The following is a 25,824-nucleotide window of genomic DNA, read 5'->3' on the forward strand; positions in this document are numbered from 1 at the left end:
TTATACATTAACTATGTTTTCTTTCATAAGTAGGATTACCGAATATGCGTCAAGCTGTATTTTCGACTCGTAACCCTCGCTACCGTACAGGCGCGTTGACTGCGCTGACTACGTTGGCAGCGTCGATGCTACTTATGCAAGCAAATATCGCTCATGCTGAAGATGGCAAGGGTGTCACCACGATCAACAACATCGCGCAAACCAGCTACACAGTTGGCAACAGCAATCAGACGAGCACGTCTAACCAAGTTAGCTTTAAATCATTAACCCTGCCTCAATATGAGGTTAGCCTTACTCAGCCTGATCTACAAACTATCAGTGCGGGTGATACTGTTCAGTGGGTCAATGTACTATCGAATAATGGCACCTTTGATGAAACCGTTACTCTAAGCTTTGACTATCCAAGTACGCTATCTAACTTTGCGGTATACCAAGACCTTAACGAAAACGGCATCATCGATGATAGTGATAGACAAGTTATACTCGATGGTTTGAGCGCTCAAATTGCCTTGGGTCAAGCCGAAAGTATCCAGTTTATCGTTCAAGCTTTGAGTGATCGTAACGCTGCTAGTGGCGATACTGCTGAGATTAAGATTGGCGCTGTCGTTGTCGAAGATGATTCTGTAACAGCAGCAGCGACTGACCGCCTCATCATTGTCAAGCCGAGTATTGGCTTTACAGACGATAGGTTTGAAGGGCCAAAAGATACGACACAAATAAGCTCAAACGTATACGTAGAAGCCAATTACGCGCAGTGTAATGTGCAGCCCAACGCAAAAGACCAAGTATGGGTGACAATTACCTCAGAATTGACAGGTGACAAATACTCTCTAAAAGCAATAGAGACGGGCGACAACACGGGTAAATACCAAGTATCAGCGCCGACTCAAAATAATGCCAATAAGATCGATGACCAGATTATTCAGACTTTGAAAGGCGATTCGCTGACCGTCACACTTGATGCTTGTATTACACCTGATGGCGGTCGCGTTGATATCATAGACAATATCAGCAACAACATCGATATTGTTGATCAATCTGCGAGCCTACAAGTTCAAAAAGAAGGCGATATCAAATCAGCTGATCTTGGTGATTACGTCAACTACAGTATTAATGTCACTAATAATGGTGCTGCAACCGCGTTCGATGTTGAGCTAAAAGATGCGTTGCCACGTGGTTTCGACTATGTCAAAGGTAGCGCACGCGTCAACCAAGGGGCTAATAGCGCAGATAGCGATATTGATATCAGTCAAGCTCAAACTACTGAGTTCAAGGTAGACGGCAAGTATCAAGTTCTAAACCTAGGTAACTTAGCTGCGGGTGAGACGAAGAGTGTCACTTATCGCGTTCTTATTGGCGCGTCAGCATTAGGTGGCGACGGTATTAACCGTGCTACCGCAGTCGCTCGTGATGATAATGACAATGTATTTGCATCCATGGAATCACAGTGGTCTGTTGATGTTAGCCGTGGTCTTATGAATACTGATGGTATTATCATTGGTAAAGTCTATCACGACATCAACCGAGACGGCATCCAGCAAAAAGAAGACGGCGAGCTTGGTGTCGCAGGTGTACGCATCTACATGGAGAACGGTAACTTTATCGTGACCGATCCTGAAGGTAAGTATAACTTTTATGGTATCAGTGCCAAGACCCACGTATTAAAAGTCGATCGTACAACTATTCCTGTCGCAAGTGAGCTCATCACTCAAAGTAACCGCAACGCTGGAGATGCTGGTAGCCGCTTCGTTGATCTCAAATACGGCGAGTTACATCGCGCTGATTTCGCTATTGTTGGCGGTATGAGCGATAGCACTGAAACTCTTAACGCTGAGCTGGTTGCCCGTAGCAAAAGTATTAGCGCTAAGAACGATACCTTAGAGCAAGCGGTTAAAAGCAAGCTCGATTTAGAGCCTATCTATGATCGCGACTATGATGACAACGTCGATGCTACTGGCTGCAAATCTAACGATGTACTCGATAAAGGTATCAAATGCGACTCTGCTATTGTCAACGAATTAGCGATACCTAGCGCTAATCGTATCAATATGGATGTCAAAAAAGTCGTCCAACCTAAAGAAAAAGTACTAGAAGAGTACCTAAAAGAAGTTGATAACAATAATGTTGCGTTTATTAATCTAAGTAGCGATCAACAGCTTGCTTCATATAAGCAGATGGTCCAAGTACAAGCGCCATTAGGTTCTAACTTTACCCTGTATGTGAATGGCAAAGCCGTATCAGCAGAACAGATCGGTAAAACGGCTGAACAAGAAAAACAAAACGTTACCGCGTTTGATTATTACGCTGTTGATTTACAGCGTGGTCGTAATACGCTCCGCGGCGTTGCCACTGATATCAATGGCAAGACGATTTCTGAGCAGTCCATCAATGTGACTACGCCTGATAGCTTGCAGGCGATCAACTACCGTACTCAGGATGGCTTAGTAGAAGCTGATGGCCTGAGCGAATATCAGATCGTCGTTAGTCTAAAAGATCGTGACAATCGTCCTTATGTTGCCTCAACACCGATCACTATTGATACCAATATTGGTCGCATAAACTTACCTGATGGCAGTAAGGATAAAGCTGGTACGCAAGTGATGGTCAATGGTGGCGAGATACTAATTCCTGTCATTGCACCAAGCGTACCTGGTAAAGGTCAGCTCGTTATCGACACTGGCAGCAGCAAACAAGTTATCGATTTACAGTTTACTCCTAAGCTGCGTCCGCTGATTGCGGTTGGTATCGTAGAAGGTGCAATATCACTCAAAGACTTCGATGGCGGCAGCATCACTGATGCTCAGGGCGCTTTTGAGCAAGAGCTAAATGAGATTGCAGGCGGTGACGATTACTCAGCGACTGGCCGTGCGGCGATGTTCCTCAAAGGTAAAGTTCGCGGTGATTATCTACTGACGCTCGCTTATGATAGCGACAAAAAAGGCGAGCGCTTGTTTCGTGATATCGAGCCTGGCGAGTACTACCCTGTCTATGGTGACTCATCGGCTAAAGGTTTTGACGCTCAATCAACGAGCAAACTCTATGTGCGCCTAGATAAAGGTCGCTCATTCGCTATGTACGGTGATCTAAAAACTCAAGTCGATAACGATGATGGTATTAAGCTGGGTCAATACAATCGTACACTTACTGGTCTAAAAGCTCAGTATGAAGACACCAATACTCGTATCACTACGTTCCTTGCCGAAACCAGTTCATCACAGCGTGTGAATGAGACTCGTGGTCTTGGTATATCAGGCCCTTATCCTCTAGCTGAAGATTTCGACGCCGTATTAGAGAATTCTGAAATTGTTGAAGTCATCACTCGTGATGCCAATAATCCTGGTCTCATTATACGCCGTGAAACGCTAAGTCGTTTCGCTGATTATGAGGTTGACCCTTTAAGCCGCAGTTTGTTCCTAAAAGCGCCTATTGCCAGTCAAGATCTAGATGGTAACCCTATCTACATCCGCGTGACAGTAGAAGTCGATGAGGGTGGCGAAGATTACTTTGTTGGCGGTATCGCAGCCAAGCAACAATTAAATAACAAGGTTTCTATTGGTGGTAGTTACGTCAATAGCGACGATCCACTCAATAAAGAAGAGCTTGCGAGCATTAACAGTGTTATCAAATTCAATGACAAGCTAAAAATAGTCGCTGAATACGCGATGAGTAAAGCAGAAAACCCTAACTATCAAGCTAGCAATCAGATCAATACCCAAGAGCTAGATATACAAGATGCTGATGGTGATGCTCTGCGTATTGAGCTAAATTACGACGACAAGAAAAATACTCGTGCAAAAGCCTACTATAATGATGCTGACGAAGGTTTTGTCACTGGTGCATCCATTTTAACTGCTGGACGTACTGAATCTGGTGTTGAGATCAAACACCTTATCAATGATAAGAACACAGCGCTCAAATTTGAAGGCGTACGTACCAAAGACAATACGACTGATGCAACTCGTCAAGGTGTCGAAGCCAGTATCGAGCAGCGCTTGAGTCAGAACGTCGTTGGCGAGCTTGGTGTCCGTTATTATAAGCAAGATGCTACCGCTGCCTCACGCAACACTCAAGAAGCCACAGATGTTATTGATATCACTGATGATACGCTATTTGAAGACGATATTATCAATCAGTCAGCACTCAGTAGTGTGAGCGATGCTGACAAAGATATCGAAGGTACTACCGCACGCGCGCGTATTACCGCACGCCTGCCTAAGCTTAATAATAGCTTAGTGTTTGCAGAATACGAGCAAGATATTGAGAACAGCTCGCGTAACGCAACCTCCGTTGGTGGTGAGACGCCACTTGGCAATCTTGGTCGTCTATATGCTCGTCATGACTTAATCAATAGTTTGTCAGGCAGTTATGGTCTCGATGATACCGATGAGCGTCAACGTACCGTCATCGGGTTCGATGCCAACTATATGAAAGACGGTAAAGTCTATAGCGAATACCGTATGCGTGATGCCATTAGTGCTCGTGAAGCAGAGGCCGCTATCGGTCTTAAGAACAAATGGTATGTGCAAGAAGGTCTGACTCTCAATACCTTGTTTGAGCGCGTTGAGTCACTTGAAGGTGAAGAAAACAATACGGCGACCGCAGCGGGCATCGGTGTTGAATATTTAGCACAAGAGAATTACAAAGCTTCAGGTCGTTTCGAGAAACGCTGGGGCGAGACTAGCGACACGTTGCTCGGCAGTGCTGGTATTGCTTATCGTTATACCGATGAAATTACGTTACTTGCAAAAGACACTTACTCTCGTATCGATTATGACGATGGCGATCGTACTGTCAACCGCTTCCAGTTGGGCGCGGCGTATCGAGATCTAAATAGTAATCAGCTCGATATGCTAGCCAAGCTTGAGTATCGTTTAGATGACAATAATACGGGCGATGATACTTATCGCAGAGATACTACGATTTGGTCGTGGAATGGTAACTATCATCCGACTCGTCCTTTGACTTTATCTGGTCGTTACGCTGGTAAGTATACAGAATACGAAGCAGATAGCATCTCAAGTGATAACACAGCACACGCCGTATACGGTCGTGGACTTTATGATCTTAGTGAGCGTTGGGACGTCGGTCTGCAAGCCGGTACTTACTGGAATGATCAAGCGGACGATCTGTCTTATATGCTAGGCGCTGAGGTCGGTTATAGTCCTATGACTAATCTATGGTTGTCTCTAGGGTATAACTTTATGGGCTTTGAAGATGATGATATTGCCTATGACGATAGTACTCAACAGGGCGCATACTTTAGACTACGCTTCAAGTTTGATGAAGAATTATTCAAGCGTGATGATCCAAGCAAAAATAAACGTTTAGCAAGTAACTCTACTTTATAATAAGTAGAGTTATCTTATTTTAGGCCTTTGTTGATGTAGGCTTCAAACAATACAAGCTCTACTAATTCTAATGTATTGTAAGTAATCAAACAGTCGCGACTAACCCTTATTATTTTAATACAAGGTTTGTAATACGATGAATGCTTCAGACCTCACGACCAAAATACTGACCTGCCAGCGTCGCCTGCCAGCCGCTCTATCAGCTATCCTACTGGCACTCATAACCTCTTCTGCGTCGGCAGATTTGGATGTTGATAATACAACTCGCATTACACCTGTCTCTGTACAACCTATTGCTATTCAACCTAGCGTTGTTAAATCTAGTCCTATTCAATCGACCATTACTGACCTGACTATCATTGCTCCAGCTATGAATATCAGCACAAATGCTATAACTCGCTGTGAAGATAATCGTCAGAATAAAACTTCTAAATACCAAACCAAGCAGCAGCGTGATATCGCTTGCATGATCGAGCAATTACAACCGTATCAGCAAGCAAATGTGACCGCCCGTCAGCAGTATCTAGCTTTTAAGGCACAAGCATGGCTTAACTACGCCAATAATAAATACAGTATGAATAGCCGTGCCTCTATTGCTGATTATGCTTTCGAGTCTGGCAAAGAGATTTTTTTGGCACTTAAAAACAATGATGAGCAAAACATTAATCTTGTAAGAGACATTCCGACAACCTCTGATATGATGCGCCCTGACCTTTGGGCGATGCTAAGTGCACTTAAAACGGCGGGCGGTATCAATAGTGCGCCGCGTGAGCTGGCTTTTAGCGAAGTTTCTCTAATTTGGGCAGCAGCAGATCATTGTGCTAGAGGCTGGCGCGAGTCGAGTCCTCGTTTTAGAATGGGCGAGCGCTGGTTAGAACAAACCCGTGAAGCCTATGTCAATGCCAATAGCTCTACTGATAGCGCTGCGCTTATTGAGCAGATCAACAGCTACTATAAACAATATGAGCAACTAGACCCTAGAAATAATATCTGTAATGGTCAAGTCATGCCTGTGGTCAACCAAACCCAGGCTAGTGCTACGTCTGTTTTTATTCCAATGCCTATGCCAACGGCTACTTATACCCTTTCCAACTAGATTGTCTTTCTATATTTAAAAAAAGCCGACATCATAATGATATCGGCTTTTTTTGCTTTCACTTTTAGTCAAAAATAAATGAGTTTAAAAACTTCTAAACTCATTTTTCCAATCCATCAGTTAGTGTTTTTTTGCAGGTAACTTTTCTGGCAAATAACAGCGCAGATAAGCAATAAACGCCGTGTTGGCTTCTTGGATATACTCGTCAGTAATTGATTGATGGCGACGATATGACAAAGTAAAGATAGCATTGACGATGCTATAAGCTATTAGCAACGTATCTTGAATATCATCAAAACTTGGCATCTCATAGCGCTCTGATAAGCGTTTGTATACCAGATTGACAATTTGATGATCGATATCTTCACCGAAACTATCGCCTTCAAAGTCAGGGGTATTGGTATCGTATATGAGCTTAGCTTTGGTTTGATCGTTGTGGAAGATCTGCACGCAGCGGTCGATAAGCGCGGTCAAGTAACCTTGCCATCTATCATATCCGCCTGTTTCGACTGTTTCTAATATCTCTAACAGCTCAATCGCATTCAAAAACCGTAATGCTAAGAATATTGCTTCGATGTTAGGAAAAAAATGATAGGCAGAAGCTCTTGGAATACCAGCCTCTTCACACACAGCCGCTAGAGTAATATCATTAATCGATTGAGTTTCGCTTAATTTTTTGGCACCTGCCAATAATTTTTGACGGCGTACTCGGCCTTGCTGGCTCGTAAATTTAAATTTGTTCGGAACTAACATCTTTGCCAGTTCCGAATCTACTAATACGTCTTCTATCTTATCGTCTTTATACTCGCTCATTACAAACCTCTTAACGTTATGCCTTTTTGTTTTTGTCTACCTTCATTACCAGTTAGTGCTCAATCCAATACTAGAATCAGCGACTCTCATACAATAGTCTAAGCAATTTTTATGCCACTACGTTTATGTTACTCAAAATAATAGCGTCGTTAGACTGGGCTGTACGTTTAATAAATAGGCATTCATATATACTTGTACATTATCAAGCAAAGGACAGGATTAGGTCAAATAATAATGTATCGATTAACATCTAAAAAGGCTAATCGTTAAGCTTAATTTTCGCCCTGATTATACCATGATCAGTGACTCTATCGGCATAATCCCACTTCAGATGATCGTTAAAATAGTCTACTCGCTCAACGTGACCAAGGGCAAACTTGCTCTCTGGCAAAAACTCTTCTGAGACGAACAGTTGATCAATGACCTCTGGCATACCTTGGTAAATATGCGTGTAGGCGACATCCTTCATCCATCCAAAACGAGCTTGAACACGAGCTGCATCGAATAACGACACATCACGCATACTTTTATCATAATTGACTTCCCCTGTCTCGGTCATCAACTGAGTAGTCACACTACCCGTCACATCATTCATATCGCCAAGTAAGATAAGTGGTTCGCGGGTATGATGTAAACGCTCGATGATCGATAGCCTGATCGAGGCTGCTTCGGCTGCTCTCATACACAAACTGCGCAGTTTGGCACGAATACGTATGTTTGGATCATCCATATCCTCTATCAGTTTGCCATCCTCATCACGCAAGAAAAAAGCGCGCTTGCTCTTTAGGTGCGCAGTAATAATCGTGATCGGCTGATCAAAAGCGTTGACTCGTAGCAATAAAGGGGGACGATTGAAACGCTCATAAGGCCCTATGTCAGGAATATCTATGACTGCTTTGGGGGTAATTTGCTCAAGTAGGCTAGTCTCTAGCTGCTCAAATCGCGTAATAATACCCACCGCAGGCGTGTTTTTTGCACCTAGCCCTCGCGTATGAGGACTGGCAATATCGTTGCTAGCTAATGGAATCACAGCATGCTCAGTCTCAAATCCTAACGAGACTGCCAAATCCTCAAGCGCTTCGCTGTCCCATACTTCTTGCACCGCAATGATATCAGCGTGTGATTTTGCCAATAGGTCTGTTAAGCCATTTAGTTTACGCGCGTAGTCATCTTTGCTATAGGCCGGCGCATTATCATAGTAAATGCGATCTGGATTAGCAAAGTTCAGAAGATTAGCGGTCGCTATATAGAATGATTTGCGAGCGCTCTTGTTGTCAGAATAGGTCATAAAATCCTTTATATTATTTTATGCGTTTTAAGTAGTAGTTCTAAATAGTACGAGTATGCCCAGAAGCGGCGGGTTTTACTCGTGCCATTACAAAGGCTAAGCTGCCAATAACAGATGCTATGATACATAGTATAAGTAGTTTTACATACTTGTGTTCGGCGCCAAAGAGAGGTGTCATAATCGCTATGTACCCTCCATTCTCAAGCATATAGACAATACCTGCGATCAAAGCAGACGCAAAACTAACTACGATAGCCCAAGACTTAACTTCCCAACTGGACCAAATACTAAAGAACACTACGGGCGCCAAAAACAAAGAAGCCGTACCACTAACAGCTACCGCATCAAATAAGTCTTTACTACCCGTTGCTATAAAAGCCAAGCCGACTAACAAAAATCCGAGCATGACCAACCTGCCATTATTGACTGTTGGTTTTATAAGTTTCATATCGACTGCCACCAACTTCGCTGCACTCGCATAAGTAGAGTCCAGCGTCGAGATAGCAGAGACAATGAGCGCAAAACTAAATAGCATCATGACCGCAGGCGAGAATAAAGTGTTGAGCGTTTGCGTGACCTCTTCAGCGCCGCCCGCATTATTTAGTTGCGCAAACACACCAAGTAATCCAAACAATACGATACACACGATAGAGATAGGAGCGGCGTAATAAAAAGACTTTTTGGTCGTTGAGCGATCGGCTAGAAACCCGCGATCTGTCATTACAGGGTCATGAGCAGGATAGCTCCATATTTGAATAAAGGCGACTACCAGTAGTATCCAGCCTTTATTGTCAGCACTATTAGATGAGCTAACAATATCACTAAAAGAAAATAGAGGATGAGAGAACATAGCGACTGATAAGACAGCAATAGCGATAATGGTCAGGAGCGCCTGTACGACATCTGTCTTGAGCGCAGTATGTAAGCCGCCTATAGAAGAATAGATCAAGGTAGCAACTGCGATAATCAGGATAATGTAAGTTTCATTGAAACCTACAAACAAAGTCGTAATAAATCCAAATACTAATAAGTTACTAAAAACCTCACTCACTAAGCGAAAACTAATAACTGCATTGTAAAAATGCTCACCCATTAAGCCGAACTTACTTTGCATAAAGGTTTGCATATTATCAAAACCATGCTTAAAGCGTAGACTGTCAACAATGTGAGCCCCAGTAATAAAGCTAAAGTAATACATAGCATAAGCTAGAGTACCTGCAATGCCATAAAAAAAGCCTAGTGCCGCCGCATTCATCAAGGAGCGGGCAAAAATCCAAGTCGTCACTTGCGATAATACCAAAGTCCAGAGTCCAGGCGCTAACCCTTGGCTTGATTTGCCTTGATAAAAACTTGCCGCATCAGGAGCAAGTACGGGCGTATTTTTTGCTATAGAATCAGTCATGTGCTCGATTATCATTGTTGTAGTCACACTAAGATTAGCACACCTTTTTGACACTTATTGTTATTGTTAAACGTCACTATTAAAAATTAACTTGTTATTTTAACAAATAAAAAAGAGCTCTCAAAACATCGTTTGAAAGCCCCTATAAAAGTCTAGTAATTTATCAATGTACTTGGTAATGCTACTTAATAAAATTATTTGCTAACGCGGTTCCATGCATCACGTGATGCTACTCGTGCTTCATTCCATTGCATACGCGACTCGCCTTTGACTTCATTCCACGACTGCTCAAGATCGCTTTCGTGATCTTCAAAACGAGCATCTGCTGGGTAACGACCACGGTTGGCGTATCCTACCGCATAGGCTGGATGTGCATCACGGTCAAAGTCATGACCTTGGGCATGATAGTCTGTATTAGCGAATTCTGCGCGCCAGTAAGCTTCTTCGTGAGTTGGATTGATAGCTTCAGCTGAAGCATGTCCTGCGCCGCCGCCAGCGATAGCACCAATAGCGCCGCCAATGAGCGTTCCTAGCGGTCCTGCCATAGAACCAATAGCTGCGCCTGCAACTGCGCCGCCAACACCGCCAACACCAGTACCGACAGGGTGTGAGCCTGGCTCACCTGTAATCATGTCAGCATTAAGATCTTTTTTGGTCTCTTTTGACATGTGCTTGATTTCGCTACGGTCGATGTTATCTGGATCATTCATAATGACCTTTTTTTCTGTGACGCCAGCATCTGGCGTTCTTAATTCGTTTTCGGCTCTGATGCGCTCAGCTTCTGTCAATTCACGACCATCAGCGGCTACAATCTCGTTATCACCTATAATACGGGCATCATTATTACTCATAAAATCATCCTTAAATTATTGATTATTGTTTGATTAAAATTATATTTTTAAGCTCTTAAAACACAAGCTTGCTATTAGTATATGAATTAATCGGCGTTACGCGATAGGCTATCTATGTAAACGGTGTCAAAGTAACGATGGTCTTACGTTACAAGATGTATCGCTCTGTCAGTATCTTTGGATCATTAAAAATTAAGTAAGGCTCTACTGATTGCTGTCTGCCATTTGTCCAAATGCTGCTCTCGCCTCTCATTTGACATTTGCGGTTCAAACCTACGATCTACCTGCCATGATGCACCGATAGTTGATTCATCGTATAGTCCGGTCTTTAGACCCGCTAACAGCGCAGCGCCTTTGGCAGTAATCTCAACGTCTTTGGGACGCAGCACAGGTACGCCTAATAGATCTGCTTGAAATTGCATGAGTAGATTGTTATTGGCAGCGCCGCCATCAACCCGTAGCTCTGTCAGTGGATGCGGACTATCCTTTTGCATAGCGACGAGTACATCATAGGTCTGGTAGGCCACAGCTTCTAATGCTGCGCGCGCAATATGGGCTTTGGTTGTTCCTCGGCTCATACCTGTGATGCTTGCGCTCACATCCGAGCGCCAATAAGGAGCACCGAGACCTGTAAAAGCAGGTAGCAAAACGACCTCATCGCTACTGTCTACTTGCCGCGCTAAATCCTCAACGTCGCAGCTTTGTTTGATCATTCCTAAATTATCGCGTAACCACTGTACGATAGCGCCTGCCATAAACACACTACCCTCCAATGCATAAGTGACCTCTTTTTTGGGTGGCTGTAGCAGTCGCCTACTTGACTGTACTATTTGGTTAAGGGATAAATTATCAATACGAGTAGCTGTTGGTTTTCGTTGCCAAGCAATAGTCGTCAACAGTTTATGTTCACTGAGCTTGGGGGTTTTACCGATATTCATCAGCATAAAGCAGCCAGTACCATAAGTGTTTTTGGCCATGCCAGCGTCCAAACAGCCTTGTCCAAATAGCGCCGCTTGCTGATCTCCCAATACCGCTTGGATAGGGATTTGCTTGGCAAATAGACCTTTTTTAGTTTTACCAAAATCGCCATCTGAGGCCAAAACTTTAGGTAATATATTCATAGGAATACTAAAGCGCGTGCACAGCTCTTGCGACCATTCAAGCTTATGAATATCAAAGAGTAGCGTGCGCGAGGCGTTAGTAATATCGATAACATGCTCGCCACCTGTTAGCTGATATATCAGCCAGCTATCTATTGTGCCGACCGCAATTTGACCGCTGCTAGCACGCGCTTTTATATTTGGATGGTGTTCTAGTAGCCAAGATATCTTGCTGGCACTAAAGTAAGGATCAAGGCGCAAACCTGTGATGCGCTGAACTTTTTGACTGATATTGTTATCTGAGCTATCGGCTGAGAGTGATTCGCAAAAGGGCGCGGTGCGTCTATCTTGCCAAATAATAGCAGGCGCAAGTGGCAGGCCGGTTTGCTTGTCCCAAATGACGATAGATTCGCGCTGATTGGTAATAGCGATACCAGTGACATCGGTGGCGAGCAGTCCTGCTTGGTTAATGACATCATGAGCACAGCTGATCTGCGTTTGCCAAATTTGACGGGCATCTTGCTCAACATAGCCCGCCTTTGGGGTCTGTAGCGTTGTCGGCTGCTGCGCCATCTCGATTGGACGCGCCTGATCATCATACAATATCGCTCGACTCGACGTGGTGCCTTGATCTAACGCCAATATATACCCTGCCATGGACTACCCCTAGATGTGTCATAAATTAAATGTATAGCGGTTTGTAGATCTTGTACTGATTAGAGTCATGATAATGCTGATACTTACGCCACTACTGTCTATAATATACCCATAACTGTCCAAAGCTGTATAGCTCAAAATCTAAATGACAGCGGTTTGTCGCTCAAAGGTCTCTAACTTTTATGAAATTTACCATCTCGTCCTTATCTTACGCTATCGCCATAGTTTCACTTATAGGGGTCTCAACATCGACGCTCGCTGACATCGCTACTGATTCTGCCATCAACTATACCGCACTGCCTGATAACACCACACAAATTGTAGATACAGATGACGCGCGCTATAGCAATACTCATACAAGTATACAAGCGCCCTCTGCTTTGGCTCAAAACGCAACTCCCAAGCTAAACACCCTAATTGACCCTATCACTCATAAAGCAATTGCCAATAGCTACTCCTTAGAAGTCTCTAGTTTTTTGAGCTTAGCACAGGCGCAAGACCTTTTATTACAAGTCTCGCCAAAGCTTGCGGCCAATCAGGCAGCAATTGCCTCAAGCGAGTATCAAACCGAGGCGCTGTCAACCTTAGATAGGCCTTTTGTATTTGCACAGCTCTCAGCGAGTACCTATAAAGTGCAAGAGGATGTTGATTTATCTTCGCTACGCAATGAGATTATCAATGGCGTCAACACCGTCGGCAATGATATCAATAGTATGACGCCTGATGTTCCGCCCTCACCTGTATTGCCCAATTTTGGTGAAATGCTCGGCGAGCGTATTCCAGAGTCTTATGATTTTGAGCGCTCAGGGTCTACCTCAGGCGTAGGTCTTGGCTTTGCTTGGCCCATTTATACCGCTGGACGCACCGATAGTCTGACTGGCGCATCAAACGCTCGCACTCAAGAGGCGATAGCGGATAGTTTATTGGACAAAAACGAGCTGTATAATACCTTAATTGAGCGCTATTTTAAGGCACAGCTGGCTATCATCGCCGCTTATCTGCGTGAGGATGCTTATGATACCTTGCAGCAGACCGATTACATGGCCAAGCGTTTGTTTGAAGAAGGCTTTATCTCCCGCGTTGATCGCTTAGAGGCGCAGTCAGCGCTTGCAGATGCCAAAAGCGAATCTATAAAAGCCAATAACGATGCGCGCTTGGCAATGATTGCCTTGCAACGTCTGCTACGTACGGAGTATCGTATTAAGCCGACCACCCCTTTATTTGTATCGAGTCGCCCGCTGCCTGATGTGTCCTATTTTCAAGACTTGGCACTCGCGCAGCATCCTGGACTCCAAAAAGTCGCCGCCAAGCGCGCGCAAGCTCAGCAACTACACGCGCTATCAGATACAGGCTACAAGCCCACGGTTATGCTCTACGGTTTTAGTCAAGTTGAAAGAGATCCGAGCTGGATTGCAGGGGTATCTGCGAGCTGGAAGCTGTGGGGCGGATTAGATAAAACGGCTTCTCTTGCTTCAAGCAGCGCCAAAATACGCCAAGCGGATCTCTCAGAGATTGAAGTCAGTGACAATCTGCTGCTATTGGTCGAGAAGAACTGGAACGATGTTAATAATGCTCAAGCGCGTTATCAAGCACTCCAAAGCAATGTTGATTTGGCAGCGGAAGTACTGCGGTTACGGCGGCTTGGACTCCAAGAAGGCGTGAATACTACTATTGATGTGGTACAGGCGCAGACGCAAGCGCTCAAAGCACGTACCGAGCAAGCACAAACGGCCAATGATTATGTGCAGGCGCTCGCCGCCTTGATGCAAAGTACGGGTACGCCTTTGGCCTTTAATGCCTATCTGAACGCCGCTGATATCAGGCTACCCACTTTGTATACCGAATAACTTGTCGCGAGCAAATGATAATATTAAGTTGCAACAAGCTATTGCTAGGCACTACTCTACTACCAACAAAAATGTGAATAACTCCTCTATGAAAAATTTGACGAGCAAGATAACAGACGCCGCGCAGCCTATACTCCAAACCTGGCGTATAACGAACACCTCTACGGTTTGGGCGCACTGCGCAAGCGTAGGGTTTTTTGGTTTTTTGTCTATATTCCCTGTGATGGCGGTGTTTGTACTGATTTATGGTCTGCTATTCTCGCCTGTAGAGATGCAAGAGCAAATTGCACTGCTTCAGGCTTATATACCTGAATCTGTTTATGAGGTCTTAAACAGCCGCTTGACTGATCTGACGTCTAATAGCACCTCACGCTTGACTTACAGCCTACTTCTCTCAAGCGCGTTGGCTCTATATGCAGGCTCCAAAGGCATCAAATATTTAATTATCCTTATTAATTTAGCCTTTCATATCAATGAGGAGCGCGGATTTATACAGAGCACTATCCGATCATTAGCCTTAACCTTGGCAGCTGTCGTGGTAGTGATAGCTGCGATCTCATCCATCGCTATTATTCCTCTAGGAGCTACATATTTTCCTCTGCCACAAATTGGTGAGACTATTGCGCTTTGGAGCAGATGGCCTGTATTGGCCATTATTATATTTTTAACCTTTTTAACCCTGTACCGTTTTGCGCCCAATCGCGATGCTGTTGCGCTAAAAAAACTGATACCAGGAGCTGTACTTGCGAGCGTACTTTGGATTTTGCTGTCTGTACTATTCTCCATCTATGTACAGAATTTCAATAACTATAGTGCTGAGTTTGGAGCGCTGTCAGCGGCGGTAGTCATCATGTTATGGCTTTATTACTCAGCGTTTATTGTCGCCTTTGGTGCTACCTTTAATTACGAGAGTATCAATGCCTCAAAAGCGCCTGCTATTCGCGTTTATCCTTAACCTGTTTTTTTTATTGCCTCAGGAACCTTGCTGTCATGACTGACCATCAAAAAGACGCTGACGATTTAACGCCAGTAGACCCCAACCTTAATGAGCAGGCGCCTACGGACCATTCCGACTTAGAGTCTACGCCTGCCAGCTATCAGCGTAGCACAGCATCTGACAAGCCATCTTCAGTGATCAAAAAAGTCATCATTGCTCTAGTGATCCTCGGTGTATTGGGTCTGATTGCTTATGGTGTGCTCAAAAGCAGTCAGTCAAGTGCGCCTGAAACCATTACTTTGCAAGGACAGATGCAAATGCGTCAAACGTCGATTGCAGCTAAAGTCCCCGGACGCATTGCCAAGATACTGGTAACCGAAGGCGATATGGTCCAAGTAGGACAGCAGCTCATAGAGATGGACTCGCCTGAGATCAACGCCAAGATCAATCAAGCGCGCGCAGGCAAGCAAGCGGCGCAAAGTCAGTTAGATAAAGCGGAAAACGGCGCACGCCCGCAAGAAATTGCGCAAGCAAAAGCGGCCTGGCAGGCGAACAAGGCGGCATCTGATCTAGCACAAAACACGTATCAGCGTGTTAATCGCCTCTATGAAGAGGGACTAATGGCACGGCAAAAACGCGATGAGGCGTACGCGCAGTATCTTGCTACCCAAGATCAAACCGAAGCGGCGCGCTTGCAATACGAGCTGGCTATGGAGGGCGCACGCAGCGAAGACAAATCAGCGGCGGCGGCGCAAGTGGCGCAAGTGGACGCGCAATTAGAAGAGGCTTTGGTCGCCCGCAAGGAAGCCAATTTAAAGAGTCCTATCGCAGGAGTCGTCGATACCGTCATCGTTAATGCAGGCGAGGTCATCGGTCAAGGCGTACCGCTACTCACCTTAGTTAATACTGATGATCAATGGGTCGTCATAAATGTCACCGAAACGCATCTTAATCAATTTGCTATTGGTCAGCAGTTTACGGGTACCATTCCAGCGCTATCCTCAGCCGCTAACCCATTTAACAAGCAATTTACGGTCTATGCCAGCTCTAGTTTGTCTGACTTTGCTACTTGGCGACCCACCAATAATGACGATGGGTTTGATGTGCGCACCTTTGAGATTAAAGCTCGTCCTGTGACTCCTGATGCGCGCATTCGCTCTGGCATGAGCGTTATTGTCACTATTGATCCCTCACTCGTTAACGGAAGCCAAGAGTAAGCCATGTTTTTGACCAAGCTTGCCAGAGCATTTATGCGTAGCGCCGCCTACGAGCGGCTGTTTTTGCTCAAAAACCCTTGGGATTTGGCAATGGTGCTGTGGATACCGCTGGCAACTATCCTACTGGTATGGTGGATATTTTCGCAGACGCAGATCACAGACTTGCCTATTGGCGTTATGGACAACGATCGCGGACCTGTAGCCAATACCGCAATACGTTATTTGGATGCCAGTCCTAGTCTGACAGTCAAACAGCTTTATCATACAAAATTTGAGGCTGAGGCGGCTATTTTGCAGCGTGATATCTATGCCTTGGTTGTTATTCCAGAGAACTTCTCAAACCGTATCAACTCAAGCCAGCCTGCGCCTATTGTCTTGCAAGTCAATGCTCAATACGGCACGCACTCAGGTATCATCCAGACCAGTGTACAAGGGGTCATCGGTACGTTATCAGCAGGCGTTGAGATACAGCGTCTCATCAAGCAAGGCATGTCGCCTTCTCAAGCCGCTATCGCCTACTCGCCTATATCCATTCAGCGCACCAGTTTATTCAATGCGGTCAACAACTATCAGCAGTTTTTGGGCTCGACTGTGATACCGGCGCTACTACATATTTTGGCAATGGTGATTGGCGCAACGACGATTGGCCGTGAGCTACGAGATAAGACGCTTGGGCAATGGTATCGCTATATCGATACCGATACGGCTGATGATTTGAGCCGTTTGACTGATAGCGAGCAGCGCTTGGCGACTAAAGATGCTATGAACAAAGAGACTAGCAACAAAGAATCTGTGTCTCTTAATACTATAAATACAAAAACGAGCCTCTCAATACTGCTCTTTGGATTATTGGGCAAGTATTTTTGGCCGATACTGGCTTATAGTTTGTGGGCCGCCTTGGCGTTGTGGTTGGCAACACCGCAAGATAATATTGCACTTGAGGCTATGCTCGTCACTTATATGAGCTTTACTTTGCTAATGATTTTATCTTTTTGTCTAGGTGCTATTTTTACACTAGGGTCGTTCTCTTTGCGTATAGGGCTCTCCTCGACAGGCTTTATCTCTGTACCTTCTTATGCTTTTGCTGGGGTCACTTATCCTTATATTGCCATCAGTGATAATGCTAAATATTGGGCTGACGTGCTACCTTTGACCCATTATCTCAAGCTTCATATCGCCCAGTTACAGATGGCAGCGCCTGTGGCTATCTCTTTGCCTATCATATACGGTTTGATGCTGGCAACCTTGATTACGCTGCTAGTTAGCACCTTACTCACCAAACGTGCATTGGCACACCCTGAGCGCTGGGGAGCACGCTGATGCCTACTCTTTTTGAAAACAAAAAACACAATAAAAGCGCAACTAAGCAGCCGTTGAATGCTCAGAACAATATGCAAAATAATGCTCAAAGCAATACTGTAAACTCAGCACCCAAAACCTTTTGGGGCAGCTTTGGACAAACAATAAAAGATGTGTTTGGAGATAAAGGCGTGCTACTTATGCTTATTATCGCTCCTATCATTTATGGCTTCTTTTATCCTTGGCCCTACTCGACTGAAGTGGTGAATAACGTACCTGTCGGCATTGTGGATTACGATCACAGCGACCTATCACGTACGATTATGCGTTATGCCAGCGCCAGCCCGCAACTAGATACCCAGCGCTTTGCTACTGAGCAAGACGCCAAAGCTGCCATATGGTCGAATGATATCGCAGGATTCATGATTATTCCGATTGGGCTTGAGCAGCAAGTTCTCTCTGGCAAAGCTGCTAGCGTAAGCGTGCTAGGTAATGGCGGTTACTTTTTGCTCAATAAAAATGTGCAAATGGGGTTTTTGCAAGCGATCAGTACGGTGTCGGCGGGAATTGAGGTCAAAAAAAGCGTGGCGCAAGGAGCGTATGCGCCTACTGCTGCCCAAAATACGCAAGCGGTGCCGTTACAGATCACCCCTTTGTATAATCAAACCGAAGGCTACGGTGCTTACGTGGTGCCTGCGGTATCTATTATTATTTTACAGCAGACCTTACTGATTGCCGTCGCCATGCTGATTGGAACTTGGTATGAGCAGCACAGGCACGCCACCTCTATTCGCGGCTGGCTTGGACGCATCGCCGCCTTTGCTACGCTAAGCTTTGTTGTGGGCTGTTTTTATTACGGCTGGACCTTTGAGCTTAATAATTATCCGCGCGGACAAAACATGCTCGGTAGCTTATTATTTTTGATGCTGTTCTGTCCGGTAGTGGCCACTCTTGGATGCGTGTTTGGGCTCTGGTTGCGTCAGCGTGAGCGTAGTATACAAATTCTTATCTTCAGCTCGCTGCCACTGTTCTTTGTCAGTGGCTATCCTTGGCCTGCCAGCCAATTGCCACAAGTGCTACAAGTGGTGCGCTGGCTAGTACCGACGACGCCTGCCATCAATACCTCAGTACAGCTCAACCAAATGGGCGCAACCCTCTCTCAAGTGGCTACTGGCTTTTATGCACTAGCAGGTTTGTGGTTATTTTACTTTATTTTATTGCTGATTTTGCGCAAGCGTACCGAGCCCAAATTATCCTAACCCTACTTTAAAACAAAAAACGCCTACCAATAAGTAGACGCTTTTTAATATTAAATTCAAGTTACTTTTCAATTTACAGAATAATTAAAACACCCGATTGAGACCATTCAGCGCTGCCACTCGGTATGCCTCTGCCATCGTCGGATAGTTAAAGGTCGTATTGACGAAATACTCAAGCGTGGCATGACACTTCATAACCGCTTGTCCGATATGGATAATCTCTGAAGCATGGTTACCATAACAATGGATACCCAATATCTCAAGCGTCTCACGGTGGAACAATATCTTGAGTACGCCAGTACGCTCACCGATGATTTGCGCACGTGCTAGATGCTTAAAGAACGCCTGCCCGACCTCATAAGGAACTTTTTCGTCCGTAAGCTCCTGCTCCGTCTTACCGATGCTTGAGATCTCAGGAATCGTATAGATACCTGTTGGGACACTAGAGACGGGTTCTGCATTACTATCACCAACCATAAACGCCGCAGCACAGCGCCCTTGGTCATAAGCGGCAGAGGCAAGAGAGGGCCAACCGATAACGTCACCTGCGGCATAAATATTTTCGATCTCAGTACGGTAAGTATCATCGACTTTGAGCTGACCACGGCTGTTGGCCTCCAAGCCAATTGCCTCTAAGTTCAACCCTTCAGTGTTTCCTGAGCGCCCATTCGACCATAAAATAGCGTCAGACTTGATTTTTTTGCCACTTTTTAGATATAAAACCACGTGGTCATCATGAGTCTCAAGATGATCAATCTCTTCATTATTACGAATAAGAACGCCAAATTGTCTAAAATCATGCGCTAGAGCATCACTGATTTCGCTATCTAAATAGCTAAGTAACTTGCCCTGATTATTAATCAAATCAACTTTGTAGCCAAGACCGGTAAAGATAGAGGCGTACTCACAGCCAATGACGCCTGCGCCATAAATAATGATCTTTTTGACCACATAATTCATCTGCAGTATTTTGTCAGAATCAAAAACGCGCGGATGATCAAAATCTAAAATATCAGGACGGTAAGGACGGCTACCTACAGTGATGATTGCTTTGTTAAAGGTTATCGTCTCAAAGACGTTTTCGTCTGTTTCAACGCGTATAGTATTGGGACCGACAAAGCTTGCCCAGCCTTGAATCACATCAATCTGATTGCGCTCATAAAAACGCGTGTGCGTGCTAACTTGGTTGCGTATAACTTTACGTGCGTTAGCCAGTACCTTGTTTAGCGGTACTTGCTGATACTCCAGCGCTTTTGTGAACATAGGGTCACGGCGAAAGTTAATTAAGTTAAACACCGATTGGCGCAGTGCTTTGCTCGGAATAGTACCGACGTGCGTTGAGTTACCGCCGACCTGATCACGTGGATCGATAACAGCGACTTTCTTGCCAGATTTGGCAAGCTTCATAGCTGCCGCTTCACCAGCAGGGCCTGCGCCCAAGACGATAGCATCGTACTCAAATTCATGTTTGTCACCTTTTAGGCGCTCTGAATCTTTGGTAAAGCCTGATTTGATATCGATACGCGTATCATCTAATGGATTGACTAAATCAGGGTGATGCATGACATCATCAGTGACTTGCTCGTGCGTTTGTTCAATCTTCTCATCGATACTCTGATCGTGCGTCTGTTCAGGTAACGCAACTTTGCCCCCTTCTTTATTTGAGACCTCCGTTTGCGTATCTTCACTAATATTATTGGTGTTATCGTGATTAATGTCTTTTTGATCTGTCGTCTCGTTCTTATTTTTACTTCCCATGAAGTCCTCTTTGTCTCTTTATTTATGATAACTGTACTATCTATTTATTTTAGTTTAGCTTTCATTTGTTTTAGTTCAGTTTCGCATTGCTACTAAGTTTCGCATTGTTACTAAACAATCAAAGTCTAGTCCTTAACCGATACGTCGTTTAAGGCCTGTCATTTGTAATATTCTCGTCGCAATCTCTTCGACAGACATCTCTGAGACGTCAAGATTGGGTATGCCTTGTGAGGTATAAATACCCTGAATCGCACGCTGCTCTTGTTGCACCTGCTGATAGCTTGAATAGCGGCTACCTGCACGGCGCTCTTGACGAATCTTTACCAAACGATCGGTATCGATCATCAGACCAAATAGCTTATCCTTGTGATCACGCAAAGATTTTGGTAATTGATTGTCGTATAAGTCGTCTTCAGTCAGTGGATAGTTCGCTGCACGGATACCAAATTGTAAGGCTAAATATAACGAGGTCGGCGTCTTGCCTGAGCGTGACACGCCAATCAGGATAATATCTGCAGCATTGTAATGACGCGTACGTGCCCCATCATCATTATCTAAAGCAAAATGCACCGCATCAATGCGCTCTTTATACGTTTCAGAATCGACATTGTCATGAGCATGACCTGAGTGTACATCAGGCTCAACTCCAGTCTCTTCAGCGATACGGCCAATCAAACCCTCATACATATCCAAATTACAACTGTGCGCTGAATTGATCTTTTCTCTAATGTCAGCGCTTACAATAGTATCAAATACAAAAGGTAATAAACCATCACGCTGATAAGCCAAATTGATTTGCTCGACCGCACTCTCAGCACGCTCTAGGCTATCTACATAAGGCAATACTTTGGTCTCAAAAGGCACAGACGCAAACTGACTTAAGATAGAGCGCCCTAAAGTCTCAGCAGTAATGGCAGTACCGTCAGATATAAAAAATGCGGTTCTTATGGTTTGTGAGTTGTCCAAGCTGAGCGCATGATGATTTTGAATAGTAGGCATGTCTGATTCGGATGGATTGCTTGAATACATAGCTGAGCACCTCAATTAATTGTAGCCATTATACCTATATATAAGTCAGTAATCCCAATCAATGTTACCATAACTGACCCAAATTTGAGTTGATACCGCACTATTGTCTTCTATACCAAAAACAGTCCATTTAAGATATTGATAAACTTAGTTTGGTAAATGTCACTTTTTTGACGCTATAGTTTGTAATTTTTCAAAAGATTTTGATTGTACCTATCGAAATTCTCAAAATTTAGCGTTATAATTGACCATTATAATCCTTACTAAATAACCTTATTTTTTGGAGTTATCATGGCAGCGCACTCTTCAGCTCTTGTAATCAATTTAGATCAACTCGGAAAAAACGATGTCGATACTGTTGGCGGTAAGAATGCGTCACTCGGTGAGATGATCAGCCACCTGTCTGATTTGGGTGTTAGTGTACCTGGTGGCTTCGCTACTACGGCGGATGCTTTTAACCGTTTTTTAACGGAAACGGGTTTGCTTGATAAGATCAATAGTGAGCTTAAGGCTTTAGATGTTGACGATGTCAATAAGCTTGCTGCTACTGGCAAAAAAATCCGTAACTGGATCATAGAGCAAGAGCTTCCAGATGACCTCGAAAAAGAAGTGCGTCAAGCATTTGATGAGATGAGTGGCGGCGAAGACATCGCTGTTGCCGTGCGTTCATCAGCGACGGCTGAAGATTTGCCAGATGCCTCATTCGCAGGTCAACAAGAGACCTATCTGAACATTCGCGGTATCGATAACGTATTGATTGCTATCAAAGAAGTCTTTTCTTCATTATACAACGATCGTGCGATCTCATACCGTGTACATAAAGGTTTTGAGCATGAGGGCGTCGCACTATCTGCTGGTATTCAGCGTATGGTACGCTCAGAGACGGGCGCCGCCGGCGTTATGTTCACGCTAGATACCGAAAGTGGTTTTGACGAAGTCGTCTTTATTACTTCAAGCTATGGCTTGGGTGAGATGGTCGTACAAGGCGCGGTTAATCCTGATGAATTCTATGTGTCTAAGCGCCTGCTCGCTAATGACAAGCCTTCTGTGGTACGTCGCAACTTGGGCAGCAAACACAAAAAGATGGTTTATGGCGATGAGGGCAGTACTGCTAAGTCTGTTAAAGTCGTTGATGTCGAAAAACAAGAGCGCATGCAGTTCTCGCTATCCACCAATGAGCTGACTGAACTTGCCAAGCAAGCGGTCATTATCGAAAAGCATTATGGTCAGTCGATGGATATCGAGTGGGCTAAAGACGGCGATAGCGGCGATATATTTATCGTGCAAGCCCGTCCTGAAACGGTCAAGAGCCGTCAAGACAGCAATGTCATGGAACGTTATGTCATTAATACAGGCGATGCCAAAGTACTCTGTGAAGGCCGCTCAATCGGTCAGCGTATCGGTTCAGGTAAAGTGCGTATCGTCAGTAACTTAAACGAGATGGACAAAGTAGAAGATGGTGATGTCTTGGTCTCAGATATGACTGATCCGGATTGGGAACCTGTGATGAAGCGCGCCTCTGCTATCATCACCAACCGCGGTGGCCGTACTTGTCATGCCGCTATTATCGCTCGTGAACTTGGTGTTCCAGCTATCGTAGGTTGTGGTAACGCCACTGAAATCTTGGTCGATGGTCAAGATGTCACAGCCTCTTGTGCCGAGGGTGATACAGGCTTTATTTATGAAGGTCAGATTGATTTTGACGTTCAGACCAACTCTATTGAGTCTATGCCAGAGCTTGCATTCAAGATTATGATGAATGTGGGTAATCCTGATCGCGCCTTCTCATTTGCTCAAATGCCAAATAAGGGCATTGGTCTTGCACGTTTAGAGTTCATCATCAACCGTATGATTGGCGTGCATCCAAAAGCTTTGCTGAACATGAATAGCTTGCCCCGTGAAATATCGCAAGCGATCACTGAGCGTATTGCAGGTTATGCCTCGCCCGTTGACTTCTACGTTGATAAACTGGTTGAAGGTATTGCTACACTTGCGGTTGCCTTTATAGATCAGCCGGTTATCGTACGTATGTCAGACTTTAAATCGAATGAATATGCCAATCTTTTGGGCGGCAAGTTGTATGAGCCCTCAGAAGAGAACCCGATGCTTGGTTTCCGCGGTGCTAGCCGTTATGTGTCTGAAAACTTCCGTGACTGCTTTGAGCTTGAGTGTCAAGCGCTTAAACGCGTACGTGACGAGATGGGTTTGACTAACGTTGAGATTATGATTCCGTTCGTGCGTACCGTTGACGAGGCGGCACAAGTCATCGAGCTATTAGAGAAAAACGGTCTTAAACGTGGCGAGAATGGTCTACGTGTCATTATGATGTGTGAGTTACCAACCAATGCATTGCTCGCTGATGAGTTCTTGGAGCATTTTGATGGTTACTCTATCGGCTCAAACGATCTAACTCAGTTGACACTAGGTCTAGATCGCGATTCAGGTATCGTCTCTCATCTATTTGATGAGCGTGACCCTGCTGTCAAAAAGCTACTATCAATGGCGATTGAAGCCTGTAACAAGGCAGGTAAGTACATCGGTATCTGTGGTCAAGGACCGTCAGATCATTCAGACCTAGCGTTTTGGCTTATGGAGCAAGGGATTACCTCGGTTTCATTGAACCCTGACTCTGTCCTTGATACGTGGTTTTTCTTAGCAGGTGAAGAAGCCAAGTAGTTCTTTATAACTAGGTGCTTGTAAATAATTATTTACGAGCACCTATCGGATGTTAAAGTAGATGTCTTTGACAGCTATATTTTAGGGTTTGTTTGCTAATGATCATTACCTTTAATGAGATAGCAGGCAGACCCTAAGTTGTATTTACTGTTTGGCTATATTTGCTACCTACCCTTATCGTATGACCCTTGTTAAAAGCAACTTTGACCCAATACTATGACTTATAAAAGCTAAAATTCATAATCAGCGAATTAAGAAATAACTAACTATGCAAATTTTCCTCGCTCGAAATAATGTACAAGCAGGTCCTTATGATCTAAATCAGCTTAATATCATGTTGAGCTCTGGTGAAGTGACGCTAGATGACTTGATATGGCATGACGGTTTAGATCAGTGGCAACGAATTGGCAACTTGACGGGCAATCAGACGGTCTATCGTCCTACTACTATCGCTGTCACTAACAATACTAGTGACAACGACTCCATCATTAACAACGTCACGGTATTTCCAGAAGATACCCCTAGCAATACGCAAAAAAACAATAACGTCTCTCTTGATAGACTTTATGGTAAGCCTGAACGCGCAAAAACGGATGCTAAAGGCGGCATGACGAGCAATCCTCTACATAAGCCAAACAACGTCTCGCTCAATAAGTCTAGTAGCAAAAAGCTCGCTACCGATAAAGTGCTTGGTGATGTAGTGTTAGCGCCTATTATGTCTCGAATATTGGCAACAGCTATCAATGCTTTGTTATATGTACTCGCGATTTTGCCATTGGTATTAGCATTGACCAAGTTAGATATTGATTACAGTAAGTTCCAAAATTTTCAAGATATGGATGCAGCTTACCAGTACTCTATGACGCTAATGGAGAGCTTGCCCAGTAGCACTTTGATGATTTCGCAAGTCATGGTCTTTGGTTTGTTCGCATTGCAACTGGTGTTTATTATTATGCGCGGACAATCTCTTGGCAAGTTGCTGACTGGTATTCGCGTTGTTGATCAAACGACTCATCGCCTGCCTTCATTTCTTAAACTCATAGGTATGCGAACTCTACTGCTATTTATCATTTATAACTTGCTCTTCTCGTTTACCAGCTTTTTGGGCTTTATTGTTATTTTGATCCATTATTATATGGCGTCAAAAAGTGCTGAAAATGTGGGCTGGCATGATAAGCTGGCTAAGACTTTGGTTGTTCGCGCTGATAGTGCTCAGCTCATCAAACCATCGAAAGTGAAATAAATGT

At 44.5% G+C, this 25,824-nt stretch carries 16 protein-coding genes; 9 read left to right on the top strand and 7 right to left on the bottom strand.

Annotation, left to right across the window (positions count from 1 at the left end):
- The first annotated feature begins 44 nt into the window (after positions 1 to 44).
- The gene (locus tag ACR64G_RS07520) at positions 45 to 5,348 is read left to right on the top strand and encodes a hypothetical protein (protein WP_435978698.1); all 5,304 of its coding nucleotides are present in this window, start codon (positions 45 to 47) and stop codon (positions 5,346 to 5,348) included.
- A 136-nt stretch (positions 5,349 to 5,484) separates the two neighbouring features.
- On the top strand, positions 5,485 to 6,444 hold the full coding sequence (locus ACR64G_RS07525) for a hypothetical protein (protein ID WP_435978699.1): 960 nt from the start codon (positions 5,485 to 5,487) through the stop codon (positions 6,442 to 6,444).
- Between the two features lie 120 nt (positions 6,445 to 6,564).
- Here ACR64G_RS07525 and ACR64G_RS07530 read toward each other — a convergent pair whose 3' ends face one another.
- From ACR64G_RS07530 to glpK, 5 genes are all read right to left on the bottom strand, one after another.
- Positions 6,565 to 7,257 carry a TetR/AcrR family transcriptional regulator gene (locus ACR64G_RS07530; RefSeq protein ID WP_435978700.1) on the bottom strand — a complete coding sequence of 231 codons (693 nt, stop codon included), beginning with the start codon at positions 7,255 to 7,257 and terminating at the stop codon, positions 6,565 to 6,567.
- A gap of 259 nt (positions 7,258 to 7,516) precedes the next feature.
- The gene (locus ACR64G_RS07535; RefSeq protein WP_435978701.1) at positions 7,517 to 8,545 is read right to left on the bottom strand and encodes an endonuclease/exonuclease/phosphatase family protein; all 1,029 of its coding nucleotides are present in this window, start codon (positions 8,543 to 8,545) and stop codon (positions 7,517 to 7,519) included.
- Positions 8,546 to 8,585: 40 nt separating this feature from the next.
- Complete coding sequence (locus ACR64G_RS07540) at positions 8,586 to 9,947, bottom strand: sodium:solute symporter family transporter (RefSeq protein WP_435978702.1); 1,362 nt, start codon at positions 9,945 to 9,947, stop codon at positions 8,586 to 8,588.
- 194 nt (positions 9,948 to 10,141) lie between these two features.
- Positions 10,142 to 10,657 (bottom strand): hypothetical protein, encoded by a 516-nt coding sequence (locus ACR64G_RS07545; RefSeq protein WP_435980678.1) that lies wholly within the window; start codon positions 10,655 to 10,657, stop codon positions 10,142 to 10,144.
- A gap of 326 nt (positions 10,658 to 10,983) precedes the next feature.
- On the bottom strand, positions 10,984 to 12,555 hold the full coding sequence (glpK, locus tag ACR64G_RS07550; protein ID WP_435978703.1) for a glycerol kinase GlpK: 1,572 nt from the start codon (positions 12,553 to 12,555) through the stop codon (positions 10,984 to 10,986).
- 182 nt (positions 12,556 to 12,737) lie between these two features.
- Here glpK and ACR64G_RS07555 point away from each other — a divergent pair, with 182 nt between their 5' ends.
- The 5 genes from ACR64G_RS07555 (at position 12,738) to ACR64G_RS07575 (ending at position 19,114) form a co-directional block, all read left to right on the top strand.
- Complete coding sequence (locus ACR64G_RS07555; protein WP_435978704.1) at positions 12,738 to 14,402, top strand: TolC family protein; 1,665 nt, start codon at positions 12,738 to 12,740, stop codon at positions 14,400 to 14,402.
- An 88-nt stretch (positions 14,403 to 14,490) separates the two neighbouring features.
- A complete protein-coding gene (locus tag ACR64G_RS07560) occupies positions 14,491 to 15,357 on the top strand; it encodes a YihY/virulence factor BrkB family protein (RefSeq protein WP_435978705.1) in 867 nt (288 codons plus the stop codon).
- A gap of 35 nt (positions 15,358 to 15,392) precedes the next feature.
- Complete coding sequence (locus tag ACR64G_RS07565; RefSeq protein WP_435978706.1) at positions 15,393 to 16,556, top strand: HlyD family secretion protein; 1,164 nt, start codon at positions 15,393 to 15,395, stop codon at positions 16,554 to 16,556.
- 3 nt (positions 16,557 to 16,559) lie between these two features.
- Positions 16,560 to 17,876 carry an ABC transporter permease gene (locus ACR64G_RS07570; RefSeq protein ID WP_435978707.1) on the top strand — a complete coding sequence of 439 codons (1,317 nt, stop codon included), beginning with the start codon at positions 16,560 to 16,562 and terminating at the stop codon, positions 17,874 to 17,876.
- Positions 17,876 to 19,114: an ABC transporter permease gene (locus tag ACR64G_RS07575; RefSeq protein ID WP_435978708.1), complete on the top strand. Its 1,239-nt coding sequence runs from the start codon at positions 17,876 to 17,878 to the stop codon at positions 19,112 to 19,114. The genes ACR64G_RS07570 and ACR64G_RS07575 overlap by 1 nt, the downstream gene beginning before the upstream one ends.
- Positions 19,115 to 19,198: 84 nt before the next feature.
- Here the strand turns inward: ACR64G_RS07575 and sthA are convergent, their stop codons facing one another.
- Both sthA and ACR64G_RS07585 read right to left on the bottom strand, forming a co-directional pair.
- The gene (gene sthA, locus ACR64G_RS07580) at positions 19,199 to 20,677 is read right to left on the bottom strand and encodes a Si-specific NAD(P)(+) transhydrogenase (protein WP_435980679.1); all 1,479 of its coding nucleotides are present in this window, start codon (positions 20,675 to 20,677) and stop codon (positions 19,199 to 19,201) included.
- 327 nt (positions 20,678 to 21,004) lie between these two features.
- Complete coding sequence (locus tag ACR64G_RS07585; protein WP_435980680.1) at positions 21,005 to 21,871, bottom strand: pyruvate, water dikinase regulatory protein; 867 nt, start codon at positions 21,869 to 21,871, stop codon at positions 21,005 to 21,007.
- Between the two features lie 321 nt (positions 21,872 to 22,192).
- Here ACR64G_RS07585 and ppsA point away from each other — a divergent pair, with 321 nt between their 5' ends.
- Positions 22,193 to 24,577, top strand: coding sequence for a phosphoenolpyruvate synthase (gene ppsA, locus ACR64G_RS07590; protein ID WP_435978709.1), 2,385 nt, complete (start codon positions 22,193 to 22,195; stop codon positions 24,575 to 24,577).
- A gap of 268 nt (positions 24,578 to 24,845) precedes the next feature.
- Positions 24,846 to 25,820: an RDD family protein gene (locus ACR64G_RS07595; protein WP_435978710.1), complete on the top strand. Its 975-nt coding sequence runs from the start codon at positions 24,846 to 24,848 to the stop codon at positions 25,818 to 25,820.
- The last annotated feature ends 4 nt before the right edge of the window (positions 25,821 to 25,824 follow it).

The organism is Psychrobacter sp. DM4 (assembly GCF_051307035.1).
Taxonomy (GTDB): domain Bacteria; phylum Pseudomonadota; class Gammaproteobacteria; order Pseudomonadales; family Moraxellaceae; genus Psychrobacter.